This is a genomic window from Pandoraea sp. (genome assembly GCF_041919235.1).
GTDB lineage: Bacteria > Pseudomonadota > Gammaproteobacteria > Burkholderiales > Burkholderiaceae > Pandoraea.
This window is the reverse complement of sequence record NZ_JAYRUC010000011.1, coordinates 81908-97246: the sequence shown is the minus strand read 5'-3', so window position 1 is coordinate 97246 and position 15339 is coordinate 81908. Positions and strand designations below refer to the sequence as shown.

Sequence of the window (15339 nt, the reverse complement as noted above, 5' to 3'; positions counted from 1 at the left end):
CAGACGGCGCCGCGCGAGCCGAAGGTCGCGCGGCGCCGTGTGCCGGCATCAGCCGCCGATTTTCTTGGCGTACTGCTCGGCGCCCAGCAGCTTGTCCAGCTCCGCAGCGTTCGACGGCTTCACGCGGAACAGCCAGTTGCCGTAGGCATCGGTATTGACGAGATCCGGCGAGCCCGACACTTCCGTGTTGGTCTCGAGGATCTCGCCGCTCACCGGCGAGTGCACATCGGCTGCGGCCTTGACCGATTCGATCACGGCCGACGCTTCGTCGGCGGCCACCGTGCGGCCGGTATCCGGCAGCTCGACGAACACGATGTCGCCCAGGGACTCCTGCGCGAAATCGGTAATGCCCACGGTCACGGTGCCGTCGGCTTCGAGGCGGGCCCATTCGTCGGACTCGGTGTACTTCAGGTTGTCGGGGATATTCGCCATGTTGACGCTCCGGGATTCAGTGTTTGGGGTATTCGGTTATCGGTGATTCGTGCCGCCGCACCGTGGCGCCGATGTTGCTCAGGCCACCACGGCCTTGCCGTGACGCACGAACGGTAATTTGACCACACGTGCGGGCAATTGCTTGTCACGAATTTGCACATGGACGATGGCGCCGTCCGGCACGCCCTTCGGCAGACGGGCAAAGGCAATCGATTGCTGCAGGCTCGGGCTGAACGTGCCGCTGGTGATTTCGCCGTCGCCCGCCTCGGTCGCCACGACCTGATGCGCGCGCAGCACACCGCCCTTGCCGTCGAGCACGAGGCCCGCGAAGCGCCATGTCTGGCCGCGCGAGAGCAGCGAATCCTTGCCGACGAACGTGCGCTCACTCTCCTTCTCCACCGTCCAGCCCAGGCCGGCGTCGAGCGGCGACACGTCGTCGTCCATGTCCTGACCGTACAGATTCATGCCTGCCTCGAGGCGCAGCGTGTCGCGTGCGCCAAGCCCCGCCGGACGCACGCCCGCCGCGACCAGCGCCTTCCACAGCGCCGCCACGTGGTCGGCGCTCACGAGCACCTCGAAGCCGTCTTCGCCGGTATAGCCGGTGCGCGCGATCATCAATTCGCCGAATGGCGTGTCCTTGGCGAACGCGGCATTGAACGGCTTGAGCGCTTCGCTGTCCGCCTGGCTGCCGGGCACCGCCTGCCAGACCTTGGCGCGCGCGTTCGGCCCCTGCACGGCGATGATCGACAGGTCGCGGCGCGGGGTGATCGTCAGGCTGTAATCGCCGTGGGCGTTGAGTTGACCGAGCCAGGCGAGGTCTTTGTCGGCGGTACCGGCGTTCACCACCACGCGGAACCAGTCTTCGGCGATGAAATAGATGATGAGATCGTCGATCACGCCGCCGCTCGGGTTGAGCATGCAGGTGTAGAGCGCCTTACCCGGGGTCTGCAGCTTGTCGACGTTATTGGCGACGGCAAAGCGCAAGAATTCGCGGCAGCTCGGGCCGTGCACATCGACCACGCACATATGCGAGACGTCGAACATGCCGGCGTCGGTACGCACGGCGTTGTGCTCTTCGATCTGGGAGCCGTAGTTCACCGGCATGTCCCAGCCGCCGAAGTCGACCATGCGGGCGCCTGCAGCGCGGTGCGTATCGTTGAGCGGGGTACGTTTGAGTTCGGTCATCGGGGCGTCGGGGCCTCAGGGGCCTCAGGGGCTCAAGGTTCAGGGATTTCGGAAAACACCGTCCGAAAACGCAAAAAGGGGTCATCTCGACGACCGGCACTTTCCGCGTCAGGCACGTGCTGGTGCACGTACCCGGCGCAATGCCAGTTGGCGAGATGACCCCTCTGTCCTTGGTACCTGAGAGATTGCCCGGTGCGAGTGGCGCGCTGTGCGCCATGCCGCTTGTGCCGGCCCCTTCGGTGGGCTGCCCGCGTGCCACGCACGCCGCAACCGCTCTCCAGAGATCGAAGGCGATGCCTTCGGCGCGGACGGTCCTTGATGCCTGAGAGTTTATGGGTATTACCCCTTCGGCGGCGCCGGCATGTGCTTCCCGGTGCGCTCTCCCGACCACGCTTGCGCACTTTACGAGGAAAGCCGAGGGCTGTCAATTTGACACAGGTTTCCTGAGCGCGCATCGGCCCCGAGCAGCGCTGGGCGGGCGTTTCACGCTTGTCGTCGCGCCGCGGAAATGGCGGGCTTTTTGAGCTCGCCGATCCGGTTTGCCGCTCAGCGCGCCTCGCCGGGGTTCGCGCCGGCAGGACAACCGTTCTTGCCCCAACGTCCGTTGCACACCGCCCAGACACATCGCTGCTTCGGAATCACCTCGTACCAGCGATAGCGGTCGCATTGTGCAAGCGCTGCGGCAACGGTGTTTGCCGCCGACGGTGCCGAGGCGAGCGCCGCCGGTGCCTCCGCATGCTGCGCTTCGGCAGCAATGGCGCCAATATCGTTGTTGTCGTAATGCGCCGGCAGGTCGGCATTGGTCACCGGACGCGCCGAACTGCCGGGCGCGCCGCCAGTGCCGCGACGACTGAGCAGTTGCATCATGTCGTCCGGCGCATTGTGACGGGCCGCGCCCGGGGGCGGCGCCGTGGCGGCGGCGGTCAACGCCGCAGTGGCGGCAGACGCGGTGAGCGGTGCGGGCGCGCTCGCCGAGGCCGCGTCGGCAGCCGCGCCGGACGCCGCAGCATCGACCGCCGCCTGCGCTCCCGCCAGGGCGGCCGACACCTCGCTTGCAGCACGCTCGGATGCCGCCACTGGCGCGTTGCCCGCAGCGGAAACCGGCAATGTGCCGTTACCGGTATTGAAGGGGGTGATGGTTAGACCGCCAGGTGGCTTGGGCATCGGGTCGACATACGGCGCCCGCAGATTCCACCAGATGCCGAGCAAAGCGATGGCGGCGAAAATTGCCGTGCCGAGCACGAGTGCACCGTTGATCCAGCCGGGCGTTTCGCCGCGCGCGGGTCTGACATTGTGGCCGGGGGCGACGTCATCGGCGGTGGTGGCAGTCGCGGTGGCGGCGGTGGCGCCCAGCGCGTCGACCGCTTCGTCTCGGCCACGGGGCGGTGGCGCGCTCAGGCCGTCGAGGGTGCCGACGGCACCCGCTGCCCCCGCCACTGAGCGGTCGACCCGAAAACCGGGTTCGGCATCCGCAAGCCTCGCGCCGCACTTCTCACAGTGCAGCGCACGCGGCGCATTGTTCGTCCCACAGGTTGGACATAGCACGGCGACCTCACCACGATGGCAACGTTCTTTATTATAGGCATCCGGCCGCCATCGACGCCAGCCTGCGTCGTCGCGCCAGCCCCACAGGTGGCGCACGCACAACGTCCGCCGGGAGGTCACGGCCACGCGCATGCCGCGTGATAGACTTGCCCACCGCCCGGCGCATGCCGATGCTTCACTCAAGCCGACGCGCCGATGCGCGTGCGTTGCCATCCGCGCGCCGTCACCGGCCATCGCCTTCATCCCCCATCGCGTCACATCATGTCCTCCTTCCCCCTCAATCCTGCTCAGAACGAAGCCACGCGCTATTTCGACGGCCCATGCCTCGTGCTGGCCGGGGCGGGCAGCGGCAAGACGCGTGTCATTACGCAGAAGATCGCGTGGCTGATCGAGGCGAAAGGGTTCGAGCCGAAGCACATCGCGGCGGTGACCTTCACGAACAAGGCTGCCGCCGAAATGCGCGAGCGCGTGGCCAAACAGTTGGAAGGCAAGCTGCTCACCACCCCGGGCAAGGCGGGCCGCAAGGTGCCCGTCAACCAGCTCACGATTTGCACATTCCACTCGCTGGGCGTGCAGATTCTGCGACGCGAGGCGGAGCATGTCGGCCTGAAGCCGCAGTTTTCGATCCTCGATGCCGACGACTGCTTCGGGCTGATTCAGGAACAGTTGGGCACGACCGACAAGGCCATGATTCGCGGCGTGCAGACAGCCATTTCGCTCTGGAAGAACGGACTCGTCACACCGGAGATGGCGCTGGCCGCCGCCGAGACCGCCGACGAGCATCAGGCCGCGCTCGTTTATCGCAATTACATGGCGACGTTGCAAGCCTATCAGGCGGTCGATTTCGACGACCTCATCCGGTTGCCCGCGCAACTCTTCGAGCGCGACGAAGACGTGCGCGAGCGCTGGCAGAACAAGCTGCGCTATCTGCTCATCGACGAGTACCAGGACACCAACACCTGCCAATACCTGCTGGTCAAGCTGCTCGCGGGCAAGCGCGCGGCGTTTACTGCCGTGGGCGACGACGATCAGGCAATTTACGGTTGGCGCGGCGCCACGCTGGAAAACCTCAAGCAGTTGCAGATCGACTTCCCCACGCTCAAGGTCATCAAGCTGGAACAGAACTACCGTTCGACGTCACGCATTCTGACGGCGGCGAACAACGTGATTGCGAAGAATCCGAAACTCTTCGAGAAGAAACTCTGGAGTGAGCACGGTCTGGGCGATCCGATCACCGTCACGGCGATGAACGACGAAGAGCACGAGGCGGAGTCGGTCGTTTTTCGTCTCTCGGCGCACAAGTTCGAGCGGCGCGCGGAGTTCCGCGACTATGCCATCCTCTATCGCGGCAACCATCAGGCGCGCATTTTCGAGCAGGTGCTGCGGCGCGAGCGCATTCCCTACGTGCTCTCCGGCGGCCAGTCGTTCTTCGACAAGGCGGAAATCAAGGACCTGTGCGCGTATCTGCGTCTGCTGGCCAACGCCGACGACGATCCTGCATTCATTCGTGCCGTCACCACACCGCGCCGAGGCGTGGGCAGCACGACGCTCGAAGTGCTCGGCAGCTTCGCGGGGCAGGCGAAGGTGTCGCTGTTCGAGGCGGTCTACATGGGCGCCGTCGAGGCGCGACTGCAACCGCGCCAGCTCGAGCCACTGCGCGCCTTCTGCGATTTCATTCAGCGCATTGCGGCACGCGCGGCGCGTGACCCGGCCAATGAGGTCATCGACGACTTGATGGAAGGTATCCACTACGAGGCCTATCTTTACGACACGTTCGACGAGCGCCAGGCCCAATCGCGCTGGACGACCGTACTCGAATTCCTCGAATGGATGAAGCGCAAGGGCACGCGCGGCGATGCGTCGGCCACGACCGGTCTCGACACGGCCGACGGCCTCGACGACGACGGCAAGAGCCTGATGGAACTCACGCAAACCATTGCGCTGATGTCGATGCTCGACGGCCGCGACGGCGACGACCCGGACGCTGTCCGACTCTCGACACTGCACGCCTCGAAGGGCCTCGAATATCCCCACGTGTTTCTCGTCGGCATGGAAGAAGGCATCTTGCCGCACATCCGCGAGGATGAGGAAGTCACTGCCGAGAAGATCGAAGAAGAGCGTCGGCTGATGTATGTCGGCATCACACGTGCGCAACGCTCGCTGCAGTTGTCCTGGTGCAAAAAGCGCAAGCGTGCCCGGGAGACTTACTCGTGCGAAGTGTCGCGCTTCGTGCCCGAGATGCAACTCGACGAAGCGCCGCCTCCGCCGCCCGAAGACGCCCCCATGTCGCCGAAGGACCGGCTCGCCAGCCTCAAGGCGATGCTCGCCGGCGGGGCGAACAAGACACCCCCGTCGTCGGGCGCCTAAGCCACTCGTCGCCCTGAAACGAAGCGCCCCCGCGAGCGGGGGCTGGCTTGAGGAACGGCGAATGCGTACCGGGGCTGTCGGCGGCGGCACGCAACGCCGTGAAGTCAATGCTTGCTGCTATTTGCCACTACCCGAAGACATCTGGTCACAAGCGGCTGCCGGGCTCGACGCCACGACCATGCCCACCAGACCCGTCAAACAAAGCAGAACAGCAACCAACAGATTCCGCATAGGCTCGCCTCCACTCGTCAGGTGAGGTTTCACTATAGAGGCGTATCCTTTCGATGACAAAGACATCTTGACCATCGGTTCGACGCGGGTGATAGTCAGTAAAAAACGGGCGAAAGAAGACGTGAATTGCGTCGATTTCGGCCCAATGCCCACACGACTCCTTTGCACGCGTGCTGCGTCTGGCACCCACGGCGGCGTCGCGTGGGTGACACCGATCCTCAAGCTTTTGTGGAGCGTGGTACGTGAAACTGCATATTCTGTCCGACCTGCATTTGTCCGTGGCGCCGTTGGCCATTCCCGAGGTTGAGGCCGACGTCACGATTCTCGCGGGCGATATCAGCCGGCCGGCGCAAGCCATCGAATGGGCGACGCAACTGGGGCGCCCCGTCATCTACGTTCCCGGCAATCACGAGTTCTACGGCGCGACGCTCGCGGGGACGCTGGCCGAATTGCGACGTCTCGCGGCAGGCACCAACGTGCATCTGCTCGAACGCGGGTCCGTGGTCATTGACGGCGTGCGTTTCGTCGGCACCACGTTGTGGACCGACTTCGCGTTGTACGATGCGCAGGGCCAACACGATGTCGCTGTCGACGAGTCGCTCAAATTCGTGCGCGACTTTACCCGGATTCGCGTTGGAGATCCGGCCGCGCCATGGTCGGATCTGCCGTTCTTCTCACCGGACGACTGCGCGGCGCTGTGCCGCGAGAATGTCGCGTGGCTCGGGCGCGTGCTCGGCATACCGCACGACGGGGCGACGGTCGTGGTCACGCACCACGCCCCGACACCGCAGAGCATTCATCCGCGCTTCGCAGGATCGCTCGTCAACCCGGCCTTCATTTCGGATTTGACCTCATTCGTCGAGCAATCCGACGCGGCTTTGTGGGTGCATGGCCATACGCACGATTCGTTCGACTATCGTGTTGGCGACACGCGGGTGCTATGCAATCCGCGTGGCTATTGCTTCGAGGGACGCATTGAGAATGCTGCGTTCGATCCACGGATGATTGTCCGGGTGTAATGCGGCGCAGCTACGCGTTCGGACGCCGAATGCGTATTCCCGCCGAGGCGGGTAATGCCATTGAGTTGGGCATGCAGGCAGGGGGCTCGGCAGCCCCAGCGATGCGTCACGCGTCTCGCTAATCCACGACGAACCTGAAAAAATGCCGCTTCGATCTACGTCGAAGCGGCATGACCCGCTGCGGTGCGGAAATTTTCAGTGCTCGCGCGAGCGAGGCGCGACGCTTGACGCTTATTTGGCAGCGCTCACCATGTAGTCGACGGCGGCCTTGACGTCGTCGTCCGACGCGTTGGTGGCACCGCCCTTCGGCGGCATGGCGTTCAAGCCCTTGAGGGCGGCGTTGTGCAGGGTGTCGATACCGGTGGCGATGCGTGGCGCCCACGCGGCCTTGTCGCCGAACTTCGGGGCATTCATTACGCCGCTCGCGTGGCAGGCCATACAAACGGTGTTGTAAAGCTGCTTACCCGCTTCGAGATTACCGCCTGCGCTGGCGGCCACCGGGGCGGCTGTCTTGAGCGAGGCCATCGCGGCAGCGGCGGTGGCCGCAGCGCTGGCATCCGCGCCCGAGGCCGCAGCAGGCGCCCCCGATGCCGGGGCGGCCGCAGCAGCACCCGACGCGGGCTGAGCCGGTTCGGCCGGTTCCTGCAGCTTGCCGCCGGATGCATTTGCCATGTAGACGATGGCACGGCCGATTTCGTAGTCCGTCACGTCGTCGGGGCTGGTACCACCGCGCGCGGGCATGGCGCCTTTGCCGGCGAGCGCAATCTTGAGCATTCCGTCGTAGCCCTGCGCAATGCGCGGGGCCCAGTCGGCCGTGCCCACCTTCGGCGCACCGGCCGCGCCGGTCGCGTGGCAGGCGGCACAAACGGCCTTGTAGAGTTGCTCGCCGGTTTGGTAGACGCGCGGCGCGTTGGCATCCTTGATTTCGACCTTCGCCACGGGCGCGATACGCGCTGCGATGGCCTTTTCGGTCATGGCGCCACTGCCGGCGCCGGTCAGGGCGTTGTTGCCCACGTAATTGACCAGCAGGACGATGATAACGATCGGAACCAGAAAACCGGCAATGACGGCGAGAATGAGTTGCTTCGGTGTTTTGATCAGGGACTCGTGCTCGTTATGTGCTTCACTCATGCGGGATCTCTCAATAGTTTTTGTGGAAACCGAGTGCGTCACACCGGATAGCAGGCACCATCCAGTCAAAATAACGAGCCATTGTAGCAACAAACGCTTGGCCGATGACATGCCAAGGCGGTGCGCAGACGCCGCAAAAGTCCCGTGTTTTCCCTAGCTTACGCGAAACCCAAAGCGGTGTTCCGCGTACTTCGTGCGCAAAGTGCGGGGGCACTGCATGCACAGCAAATCCGCGCGTGCGAGGTGCCTGGCATTGAATTGCCGCATTGTGGGGCATGAGAATGCACGGGGCATGGACGGCGCGCCACAAAACCGCTATGCTTCTACCTCTTTGCCTGCCGGTCGCGCGTTCGCGCCCTCTTCTCCGGTGGTCAACACAGCGCCCGTAGCTCAGGGGATAGAGTATCGGCCTCCGAAGCCGAGGGTCACTGGTTCGATTCCAGTCGGGCGCACCAAATTGCCGTACCAACCCCATTCGCCCCACTCACCGCATTTCACCCCGTCCACGTCGCTCAAAACACCACCAGCCGGTCGACCAGTTGCGCCATGCGCGAGTTTGACGCCGACCACGATTCGACCGACTTCGATCTGCCGTCGAAATACACCGTATTGATGACCGCGCCATTCTGGCTGAGTGTCAGCGTTGCGTAGGCGAGGTACTCGCTCGGCGCGTTCCCCCACAACGAATTGCGCCAGGCCCGGCGCACCGAATAATTGAGCACGAGGCAGCCCGTTGGCGATGTGCCCGGGCTATAAATCGCGCTCATGATGCCGTACGCGCGCAACCGTCCCTGAATGGCCGGCAGCAGATCGGAGATGCCGTCCGGCGCCAACTCGATGCACACATTGTGCGAAAGCAGTTCCGGCGCGGCAGGCTCCGTCGGCGGTGTCACGGACGGCAACTGGTCCGACAGCGCCATCCCCGTCGTCACCACGCTGGACGCCACCTGCGCAGCCAGCACCGGCACCGGCGTCGCGAAGAGACACCCGTTCAAGGTCGCACTGGCCGCCGCCGCCAGCGCCAACACCCTCGCCAGTCGCTTCATCAGAATGGCGACACGCCAAGCAGAATGCCCTGCAGCCAGCCGCCGCTGCTTCCATCGGCGACCTGGCCGTCCTCCACCCGCACTACCTTTGCCTGACCCACCTTGCTCGACGCCACCACATTGCCCGGCGAGATATCGAACTTGTTGACCACGCCAGTCACGCGGAACGTCTCCATGTTGCGCCCCTGCATCACCTGCTTCTCACCGCCCACGACGTAGGCGCCATTGGGCAGCACCTCCACAATCGCCACGGCGATCGTGCCCGTGAGCGCCGTCGTCGTGCTGTTCGTGCCATTGCCTTTGAAGCTGCTCGCCGACTGACCGATGTTGAACCACCGCTCCAGCACCGAATCGGCCCCATCGGCCTTCGCGCTCTTGGCCGTGACGCTCGCGTTGCGCGAGATATCGCTCTGCGACTTGTTGCTGCCCGACGAGCTTTCCGATACCGCAATCGTGAGCAGATCGCCGATCCGATGCGCAACCGGTGTTTCGAACCAGTTCGTGGCGGTGCCCGGCTGGTAGATGGACCCAGCCGTCTGCACGTTAGCGACACGCGGCATCGGCATCACGGCCATCGGCGTGGGCGCCGGCGCAGTGCTCGAACAGGCGCCCAGCATCACGCCCGTCGCCGCCAACAGCGCGGCCGTGCGGAGTGCGTCGCACGCGGTAGCGCGCGGTGGCATCGACAGCTTCGACATGGTGAGGCGCCCCCGCGCCGCGTCCGGATGCCTTATCCGGTCGTCTTCGATAGGTGTATCAACGATATGCAAATGGCGAAGACGGCTCGACGGCCAGCTTCGTTAGGGATAGTAAGGACCGCGCGTGCAGCCACTAAGCACAAATAGAGGAAAATTTGTGGAGGCCCATCGCGCACCGCCCCGAAGCTGAGAAAATGGCGCGCCACGGCCAGCCAGGCCACGCAGGCGCACCCGTCAGGCGCCGTTTTCCCGAGTCGTCACCGTTAGCCCAGTCACCAAGCGCATGAACTCCGGTATCGCCCGCAAACTGTTCGTCGCCATCTTCGCGACGGGCCTGATCACCATGACGGCCACCACGCTCGTCGTGCGCGCCGCCGTCGGCGGGCATCGCTGGCTACGCGGCGACAACCTGATGTATCTGGCGCTGCTGGGCGTCGCACTGCTCGGCGCCGTTGCATTGCGCCTCGCCAAACGTTTGCTCGTGCCCGTCACCCCGCTGCTGGAAACCACCCACCGCATGGCGATGGGCGATTACAGCGTGCGCGCGCCGACCGCCGGCACCGACGAACTCGCCCGCCTGGCGGTCGACCTCAACCGCCTGGCCGATACCCTGATCCGCAACGACCGCCTGCGCCGCGACCTGCTCGCCGATATCTCGCACGAGTTGCGCACGCCGCTCTCGATTCTGCGCGGCGAAATCGAAGCGATGGAAGACGGCGTACGTCCGCTCACGCAGAACGCGCTTGCCTCGCTGCGCGTCGAAATCTCGCTGCTCTCCAAGTTGATCGACGATCTCTACGAACTGTCCCTCTCCGACGTTGGCGCGCTCACCTATCAGTTCGCCCCCGTCGACATGACCGAGCGCGTCGCCACAACGGTGGCGGCGTTTGGCGATTGGTTCGACGCCAAGGGCATCGCGCTCAACGTGCACCTCCCCGACGACACGCTCGTCATCGACGGCGACCTCCACCGCGTGACGCAACTGCTCGGCAATCTGTTCGAAAATTCGCTGCGCTACACCGACGGCGGCGGCACGGTGCGCGTGTACCTGTCGTCGACGCACACGCAACTGCGGCTGGAAATCGAAGACTCGGCCCCCGGCGTACCGGACGACGCGCTCCCGCGCCTGTTCGAACGCCTGTTCCGCGTGGAAGCCTCGCGCAGCCGGCGCAGCGGAGGCGCGGGTCTTGGACTGGCGCTATGCAAACACATTGTCGAAGCGCACGGCGGCCAGATCGCTGCGCGTCATTCCCCGCTGGGCGGGCTGGCGTTGGCGATCACGCTGCCCTGCCGACGCCCCGTGCCCGGCGGCGCGAACGATGCGTGCTGCGGATCGTCCGGCGCCACGCACCGCTGCGGCCACGGTTCCCAAGCACCGTCAACCCTGTGTTGAGCCCGCCGCCCATGCACTCAAACGCTTCGTTTCCCTCACCGTTTGCGCAACCGCATTCCCCGCCCTCCGATCTCCCGACCGACGCGATGCCAGCCTCCAGCACAGCCCCGATTCTGATCGTCGAAGATGAGCCCAAGCTCGCCGCGTTGCTCGCGGAATACCTGCGTGTGGCCGGCATGCCGTGCCGCCTTCTCTCGGACGGACGCGAGGTGCTCCCGGCCGTACGCGCAACGCAGCCCCGGCTGGTGCTGCTCGACTTGATGCTCCCCGGCATGGACGGTCTCGAAGTCTGTCGCGCCGTACGCGAGATCAGCGAAGTGCCGATCGTCATGCTGACGGCCCGCGCGGCGGAAACCGACCGGCTGCTGGGCCTCGAACTCGGTGCCGACGACTACATCTGCAAGCCTTTCAGCCCGCGCGAGGTCGTGGCGCGCGTCAAGGCGATCCTGCGCCGGGTTCGCGGTGCTGCCATCGCCTCGGCAGCGCAGGGGGCGGCCGCCCTCGCCATCACACCGCAGCCGCCCGCGCTCGTCATCGACGCCGTGCGGCATCATGCGCAACTCGATGGACACGAATTACCGCTCACCCCCGTGGAACTGCGACTGCTCGCCACGCTCGCCAGTCATCCCGACAAAACGTTCCCGCGTGCGCACTTGCTCGACAGAATGTACGACGATCACCGCGTGGTCGCGGACCGCACGGTCGACAGTCATATCAAGAACCTGCGTCGCAAGTTGCAGGCGATCCGCCCCGACGAGGAAATCGTGCGGTCGATCTATGGTGTGGGCTATCGGCTCGAGTTGCGAACGGACGCTCCCGCAGGGGCGCGCGGCGTGGCATAGCGTCGCGGCTATCGACAAGCTGGCCGGGGCAATGCCAGAATAGGTCCATCCGCGCCTCGGCGCGGTTCCATTGAGGAGATAGACGATGCCACGCCGCGCCGCCACGCTGTCCCCGATGCTCCCGATGCTCCCGATACCTCCGATGTCCGCTTCATTTGCTCCCCCCTTCGCGCGGTCGATGCTCGGCACTGCCCAGCCAACGTCGTCGCGCGCTCCGATCAAACGTCTTTTTCAAACCGTCGCGGCCGCCGCCCTGTTCGGTGTCAGCAGCTTTGCGTTCGCGCAAACACCCGTGTGTTTCGATAGCTTCGGCCACCCGCTGCCGTCCGAGCAATGCTCGCAGGCCGCACGCGATCAGGCGGCATCGCAAGCCGCCGCGTCCGGCACGGGATCGCCGTCCCTCCAGGAAGAGTGCCGCGCCCTCGCGGACAAGATCGCCAACACCCCCGACAAACCGGTCTACACGCGTGGGCGGCGAGTCGAGTCGCCCGCAGGAGATCGCGTCGACATGCCAAAACGCACAAACCCACGCAAGGCGCTCAAGGAAGAGTACGCGCGCAAGTGCATGTAGGCGAAGGCCTACAAGTTAGCGAAAGATCAACGCTAGTTAGCGGAACTTATCGCACTATTATCTTGACAATACAGGCGAAGACCGCATAATCGACGTCATACGGACGCGTTGCCCGTCACTCACCGCGCTTCACGAGACAGCGCAATCCGTCGGACGCCGAATTATCCTCTTCATCGTCCTCGTCACCCGCTTCATCGGCCTGACAGGCCCGACGTTTTATCCAAATCCATGCCGTCACGCCCGACGTGCGGCACATGCCATCTGGAGGGAGAAAATGCAAAAACGCGAATTCCTGATGAAAACTTCCGTCGCGGCGGCCGCCGCCGCGCTCGCACTCGCCGGCTGCACGACCACGAGTCCGTCGCAATCCAGCATGAGCGAGAACTCGCCCGGCGCGAACGCCAACAAGCGCCGTGAGATCGATGCCGCCGTCGATGCCACGCTCGCCAAGATGTATTCGTCCGTGATGGGGTCGCGCGAGCTGATGAACAAGGCCCGCGGCGTGCTCGTGTTCCCGAAGGTGCTGCAAGCCGGCTTCGTCGTGGGTGGTCAATATGGTGAAGGCGCACTGCGCTCAGGCGGGGCCACGAGGGGCTACTACAACACCGTGACGGCGTCGTTCGGCCTGCAGATCGGCGCACAGTCGAAGGCCATCATCTTCCTGTTCATGACGCAGGACGCCCTCGACAAGTTCCAGCGTACCGACGGCTGGACCGCCGGTGCCGATGCATCCGTCGCCCTGGTCAAGATCGGCGCGAACGGTGCCGTCGATCTGAACACCGCGACCTCGCCGGTCGAAGTGATCGTCATGACCAACGCCGGTCTCATGGCCAACCTGAACATCGAAGGCACGAAGGTCTCCAAGCTCAACATTTGACGACGCCGGGAGGTCGAGTCACCTCGCGTCCCACCTCAAATGAAAACGGCGCCACCCGCGATGGGTGGCGCCGTTTTGCTTCAGGCGCCGGCGATGAGCGTGGGCATCACTCGTTGGCGAACGCCGCCGGACGCCATTTCAGCAGTCGCTTCTCGAGCGAGGTCAGCAGGTAATCCGCTCCCAGCGCGACGACCGCGAGCACGATCATGGCGGCGAACACGCCACTCGCGTTGAACGCGCCCTGCGCGGTCGAGATCAGCAAACCGATGCCCTGTTTGGAGCCGAGGAACTCACCGACCACCGCGCCCACCAGAGCGAAGCCGAAGCTGACGTGTAGGCTCGCGAGAATCCACGACAGCGCCGACGGAATCACCACCGACATCGTCACCTGGCGACGCGACGCCCCCAGGATCTGCGCATTCGCGATCATGTAGCGGTCGGCTTCACGCACGCCCTGGAACGCATTGGCGAACACAACGAAGAACACCATCACCACGGCGAGCGCCACCTTCGACGCCATGCCCAGACCCAGCGAAATCACGAAGATCGACCCCAGCACCACGCGCGGAATCGAGTTGGCGATCTGAATGTAGAGACTGAAGACATCGGAGAGCAGCTTGTTGCGTCCAAGCACGATGCCGCAGATCACACCGGCCACACCGCCGATCAGAAAGCCCAGCACGGTTTCTTCGAGCGTGACGAGCACCTGTGTCCAGAGCGGGCCCTGCGACGTGCCTTCCACGCACCACTCGTAGATCTGCGCGACGATCTGACTCGGCTGCGAGAAGAAGAACGGATCGATCCAGCCCACGCGGGCGCCCACTTCCCAACCGCCCAGCCCGATCACCAGAATGGCCACGCGCAGGAAAATCACCAGCGCGCGGCGTTGTTTGATGCGACGCTGCGCGTTGGCTTCCTCGCGCGCGAGATCTGCGTCACTGAAACCTGCCAGCATGGCCTGTTCACTCATGTTCATGCCCTCCTCCTGACGGCGTAGGCGCGCGCGTCGTTGCGCGGCCCGCAAAATCACTGTCGATGCCCCGGCGGGGACCTCGAATTCAACCGATCTTCACTTCTTCACGCAGATCCGCCCAGATCTCACGCGAAATGTCGATGAAGCGCTGCTCATAGCGAACTTCGGACATCACGCGCGGACGCGGCAAATCGATCGTGTACACGCTCTTCAACGTGGCCGGACGCGCAGTGAGCACAAACACGCGATCCGCCAGCGCAATCGCTTCCTCCAGATCGTGCGTGACGAACACCACCGAGCCCGACGTCGACGACCACAGTTGCAGCAACTCGTCCTGCATGAGCGTGCGCGTTTGCATGTCGAGTGCGGAGAACGGTTCGTCCATCAACAGGATTTCGGGATTGTTGATGAACGTCTGTGCCAGCGCGACACGCTTGCGCATGCCGCCCGAGAGTTGATGCGGGTAGTGATCGCCAAACTTGTCCAGGCCTACGCGCTTGATCCATTGGTCGGCCAGGGCATAGGCAGCGTCTTTGGACTGTCCGCGAAAGAGCGGGCCGGCGGCCACGTTCTCGCGCACGCTGCGCCACGGGAATACGGCGTCGTTCTGGAAGACAAAGCCGATGCGCGGATCGATGCCGTTGACCGGCTGACCCATCACACGCACGCTGCCGGCGGTCGGGCGCAGCAGGCCCGTGATCATCGACAGGGTGGTCGACTTGCCGCAGCCGGTCGGCCCGACGATGGCGACGAACTCGCCGCGCGCGACCGACATGTTGAAGTTGCGCAGCGCGATGGTGGCGTGGCCGTCTGCCGAGATGAAGCGGCACGACACGTTGTCGAATTCGATGGCCGGCGTGTCACGCGAGACAGTACTCGCAGCGCGTGCCGGCGCAGTGGGGGTGATGGTCTGGGTCATGCCCGGCTCCTCAGTTACGTCGAAGGGCGAACGGTGTCGTTGCGGTTTTCTAGGGGTGAGCCCGCCCGCACACCGGACGGTTGTCAGGTGCGGGCGGCTCGGTGGGCAGC

14 protein-coding genes, 1 tRNA gene and 2 riboswitches are annotated in these 15339 nt (G+C 64.7%); of the genes, 7 read left to right on the top strand and 8 right to left on the bottom strand.

Features of this window, described 5'->3' with window-relative positions:
* Positions 1–48 precede the first annotated feature (48 nt).
* From gcvH to ACE3UG_RS11010, 3 genes are all read right to left on the bottom strand, one after another.
* Complete coding sequence (gene gcvH, locus ACE3UG_RS11020; protein WP_374623539.1) at positions 49–432, bottom strand: glycine cleavage system protein GcvH; 384 nt, start codon at positions 430–432, stop codon at positions 49–51.
* Between the two features lie 78 nt (positions 433–510).
* Positions 511–1617, bottom strand: a complete 1107-nt coding sequence (gene gcvT / locus ACE3UG_RS11015; RefSeq protein ID WP_374623536.1) for a glycine cleavage system aminomethyltransferase GcvT — start codon at positions 1615–1617, stop codon at positions 511–513.
* Between the two features lie 154 nt (positions 1618–1771).
* Positions 1772–1908: riboswitch (glycine riboswitch) on the bottom strand.
* An 8-nt stretch (positions 1909–1916) separates the two neighbouring features.
* Positions 1917–2013, bottom strand: a riboswitch (glycine riboswitch).
* Positions 2014–2163: 150 nt separating this feature from the next.
* The gene (locus ACE3UG_RS11010) at positions 2164–3054 is read right to left on the bottom strand and encodes a hypothetical protein (RefSeq protein ID WP_374623533.1); all 891 of its coding nucleotides are present in this window, start codon (positions 3052–3054) and stop codon (positions 2164–2166) included.
* A 369-nt stretch (positions 3055–3423) separates the two neighbouring features.
* Between ACE3UG_RS11010 and ACE3UG_RS11005 the strand changes: the two genes are divergently transcribed.
* Together ACE3UG_RS11005 and ACE3UG_RS11000 are read left to right on the top strand one after the other, a co-directional pair.
* The gene (locus tag ACE3UG_RS11005) at positions 3424–5529 is read left to right on the top strand and encodes a UvrD-helicase domain-containing protein (protein WP_374623530.1); all 2106 of its coding nucleotides are present in this window, start codon (positions 3424–3426) and stop codon (positions 5527–5529) included.
* A gap of 473 nt (positions 5530–6002) precedes the next feature.
* The gene (locus tag ACE3UG_RS11000; RefSeq protein ID WP_374623527.1) at positions 6003–6779 is read left to right on the top strand and encodes a metallophosphoesterase; all 777 of its coding nucleotides are present in this window, start codon (positions 6003–6005) and stop codon (positions 6777–6779) included.
* Positions 6780–7010: 231 nt separating this feature from the next.
* Here ACE3UG_RS11000 and ACE3UG_RS10995 read toward each other — a convergent pair whose 3' ends face one another.
* Entirely contained in the window at positions 7011–7910 is a 900-nt protein-coding gene (locus ACE3UG_RS10995; RefSeq protein ID WP_374623524.1) for a cytochrome c5 family protein, read from the bottom strand.
* A 379-nt stretch (positions 7911–8289) separates the two neighbouring features.
* Here ACE3UG_RS10995 and ACE3UG_RS10990 point away from each other — a divergent pair.
* Positions 8290–8365, top strand: a tRNA-Arg gene (locus ACE3UG_RS10990).
* A 57-nt stretch (positions 8366–8422) separates the two neighbouring features.
* On the opposite strand, the gene ACE3UG_RS10985 is transcribed toward ACE3UG_RS10990, so the two are convergent.
* The gene (locus tag ACE3UG_RS10985) at positions 8423–8956 is read right to left on the bottom strand and encodes a hypothetical protein (protein ID WP_374623521.1); all 534 of its coding nucleotides are present in this window, start codon (positions 8954–8956) and stop codon (positions 8423–8425) included.
* A complete protein-coding gene (locus ACE3UG_RS10980) occupies positions 8956–9654 on the bottom strand; it encodes a flagellar basal body L-ring protein FlgH (RefSeq protein WP_374623518.1) in 699 nt (232 codons plus the stop codon). The genes ACE3UG_RS10985 and ACE3UG_RS10980 overlap by 1 nt, the downstream gene beginning before the upstream one ends.
* Positions 9655–9937: 283 nt before the next feature.
* On the opposite strand from ACE3UG_RS10980, the gene ACE3UG_RS10975 reads away from it, so the two are divergent.
* The 4 genes from ACE3UG_RS10975 to ACE3UG_RS10960 all read left to right on the top strand — a co-directional run bounded on the left by ACE3UG_RS10975 (position 9938) and on the right by ACE3UG_RS10960 (position 13337).
* The gene (locus ACE3UG_RS10975) at positions 9938–11047 is read left to right on the top strand and encodes an ATP-binding protein (protein ID WP_374623515.1); all 1110 of its coding nucleotides are present in this window, start codon (positions 9938–9940) and stop codon (positions 11045–11047) included.
* An 86-nt stretch (positions 11048–11133) separates the two neighbouring features.
* Positions 11134–11889 carry a response regulator gene (locus ACE3UG_RS10970; protein WP_374623512.1) on the top strand — a complete coding sequence of 252 codons (756 nt, stop codon included), beginning with the start codon at positions 11134–11136 and terminating at the stop codon, positions 11887–11889.
* Between the two features lie 142 nt (positions 11890–12031).
* Complete coding sequence (locus tag ACE3UG_RS10965; protein ID WP_374623510.1) at positions 12032–12460, top strand: hypothetical protein; 429 nt, start codon at positions 12032–12034, stop codon at positions 12458–12460.
* Between the two features lie 274 nt (positions 12461–12734).
* Positions 12735–13337 (top strand): YSC84-related protein, encoded by a 603-nt coding sequence (locus ACE3UG_RS10960; RefSeq protein WP_374623507.1) that lies wholly within the window; start codon positions 12735–12737, stop codon positions 13335–13337.
* A 106-nt stretch (positions 13338–13443) separates the two neighbouring features.
* Here the strand turns inward: ACE3UG_RS10960 and ACE3UG_RS10955 are convergent, their stop codons facing one another.
* Together ACE3UG_RS10955 and ACE3UG_RS10950 are read right to left on the bottom strand one after the other, a co-directional pair.
* Positions 13444–14313, bottom strand: a complete 870-nt coding sequence (locus ACE3UG_RS10955; RefSeq protein WP_374623505.1) for an ABC transporter permease — start codon at positions 14311–14313, stop codon at positions 13444–13446.
* 82 nt (positions 14314–14395) lie between these two features.
* Entirely contained in the window at positions 14396–15229 is an 834-nt protein-coding gene (locus tag ACE3UG_RS10950; protein WP_374623502.1) for an ABC transporter ATP-binding protein, read from the bottom strand.
* Positions 15230–15339: the final 110 nt, after the last annotated feature.

Coding starts and splice junctions, on each gene's coding strand:
- gcvH (WP_374623539.1), bottom strand. CDS start 432: ATGGCGAATATCCCCGACAACCTGAAGTACACCGAGTCCGACGAATGG.
- ACE3UG_RS10955 (WP_374623505.1), bottom strand. CDS start 14,313: ATGAACATGAGTGAACAGGCCATGCTGGCAGGTTTCAGTGACGCAGAT.
- ACE3UG_RS10985 (WP_374623521.1), bottom strand. CDS start 8,956: ATGAAGCGACTGGCGAGGGTGTTGGCGCTGGCGGCGGCGGCCAGTGCG.
- ACE3UG_RS10995 (WP_374623524.1), bottom strand. CDS start 7,910: ATGAGTGAAGCACATAACGAGCACGAGTCCCTGATCAAAACACCGAAG.
- ACE3UG_RS10980 (WP_374623518.1), bottom strand. CDS start 9,654: ATGTCGAAGCTGTCGATGCCACCGCGCGCTACCGCGTGCGACGCACTC.
- ACE3UG_RS10960 (WP_374623507.1), top strand. CDS start 12,735: ATGCAAAAACGCGAATTCCTGATGAAAACTTCCGTCGCGGCGGCCGCC.
- ACE3UG_RS10965 (WP_374623510.1), top strand. CDS start 12,032: ATGTCCGCTTCATTTGCTCCCCCCTTCGCGCGGTCGATGCTCGGCACT.
- ACE3UG_RS10970 (WP_374623512.1), top strand. CDS start 11,134: ATGCCAGCCTCCAGCACAGCCCCGATTCTGATCGTCGAAGATGAGCCC.
- gcvT (WP_374623536.1), bottom strand. CDS start 1,617: ATGACCGAACTCAAACGTACCCCGCTCAACGATACGCACCGCGCTGCA.
- ACE3UG_RS10950 (WP_374623502.1), bottom strand. CDS start 15,229: ATGACCCAGACCATCACCCCCACTGCGCCGGCACGCGCTGCGAGTACT.
- ACE3UG_RS11005 (WP_374623530.1), top strand. CDS start 3,424: ATGTCCTCCTTCCCCCTCAATCCTGCTCAGAACGAAGCCACGCGCTAT.
- ACE3UG_RS10975 (WP_374623515.1), top strand. CDS start 9,938: ATGAACTCCGGTATCGCCCGCAAACTGTTCGTCGCCATCTTCGCGACG.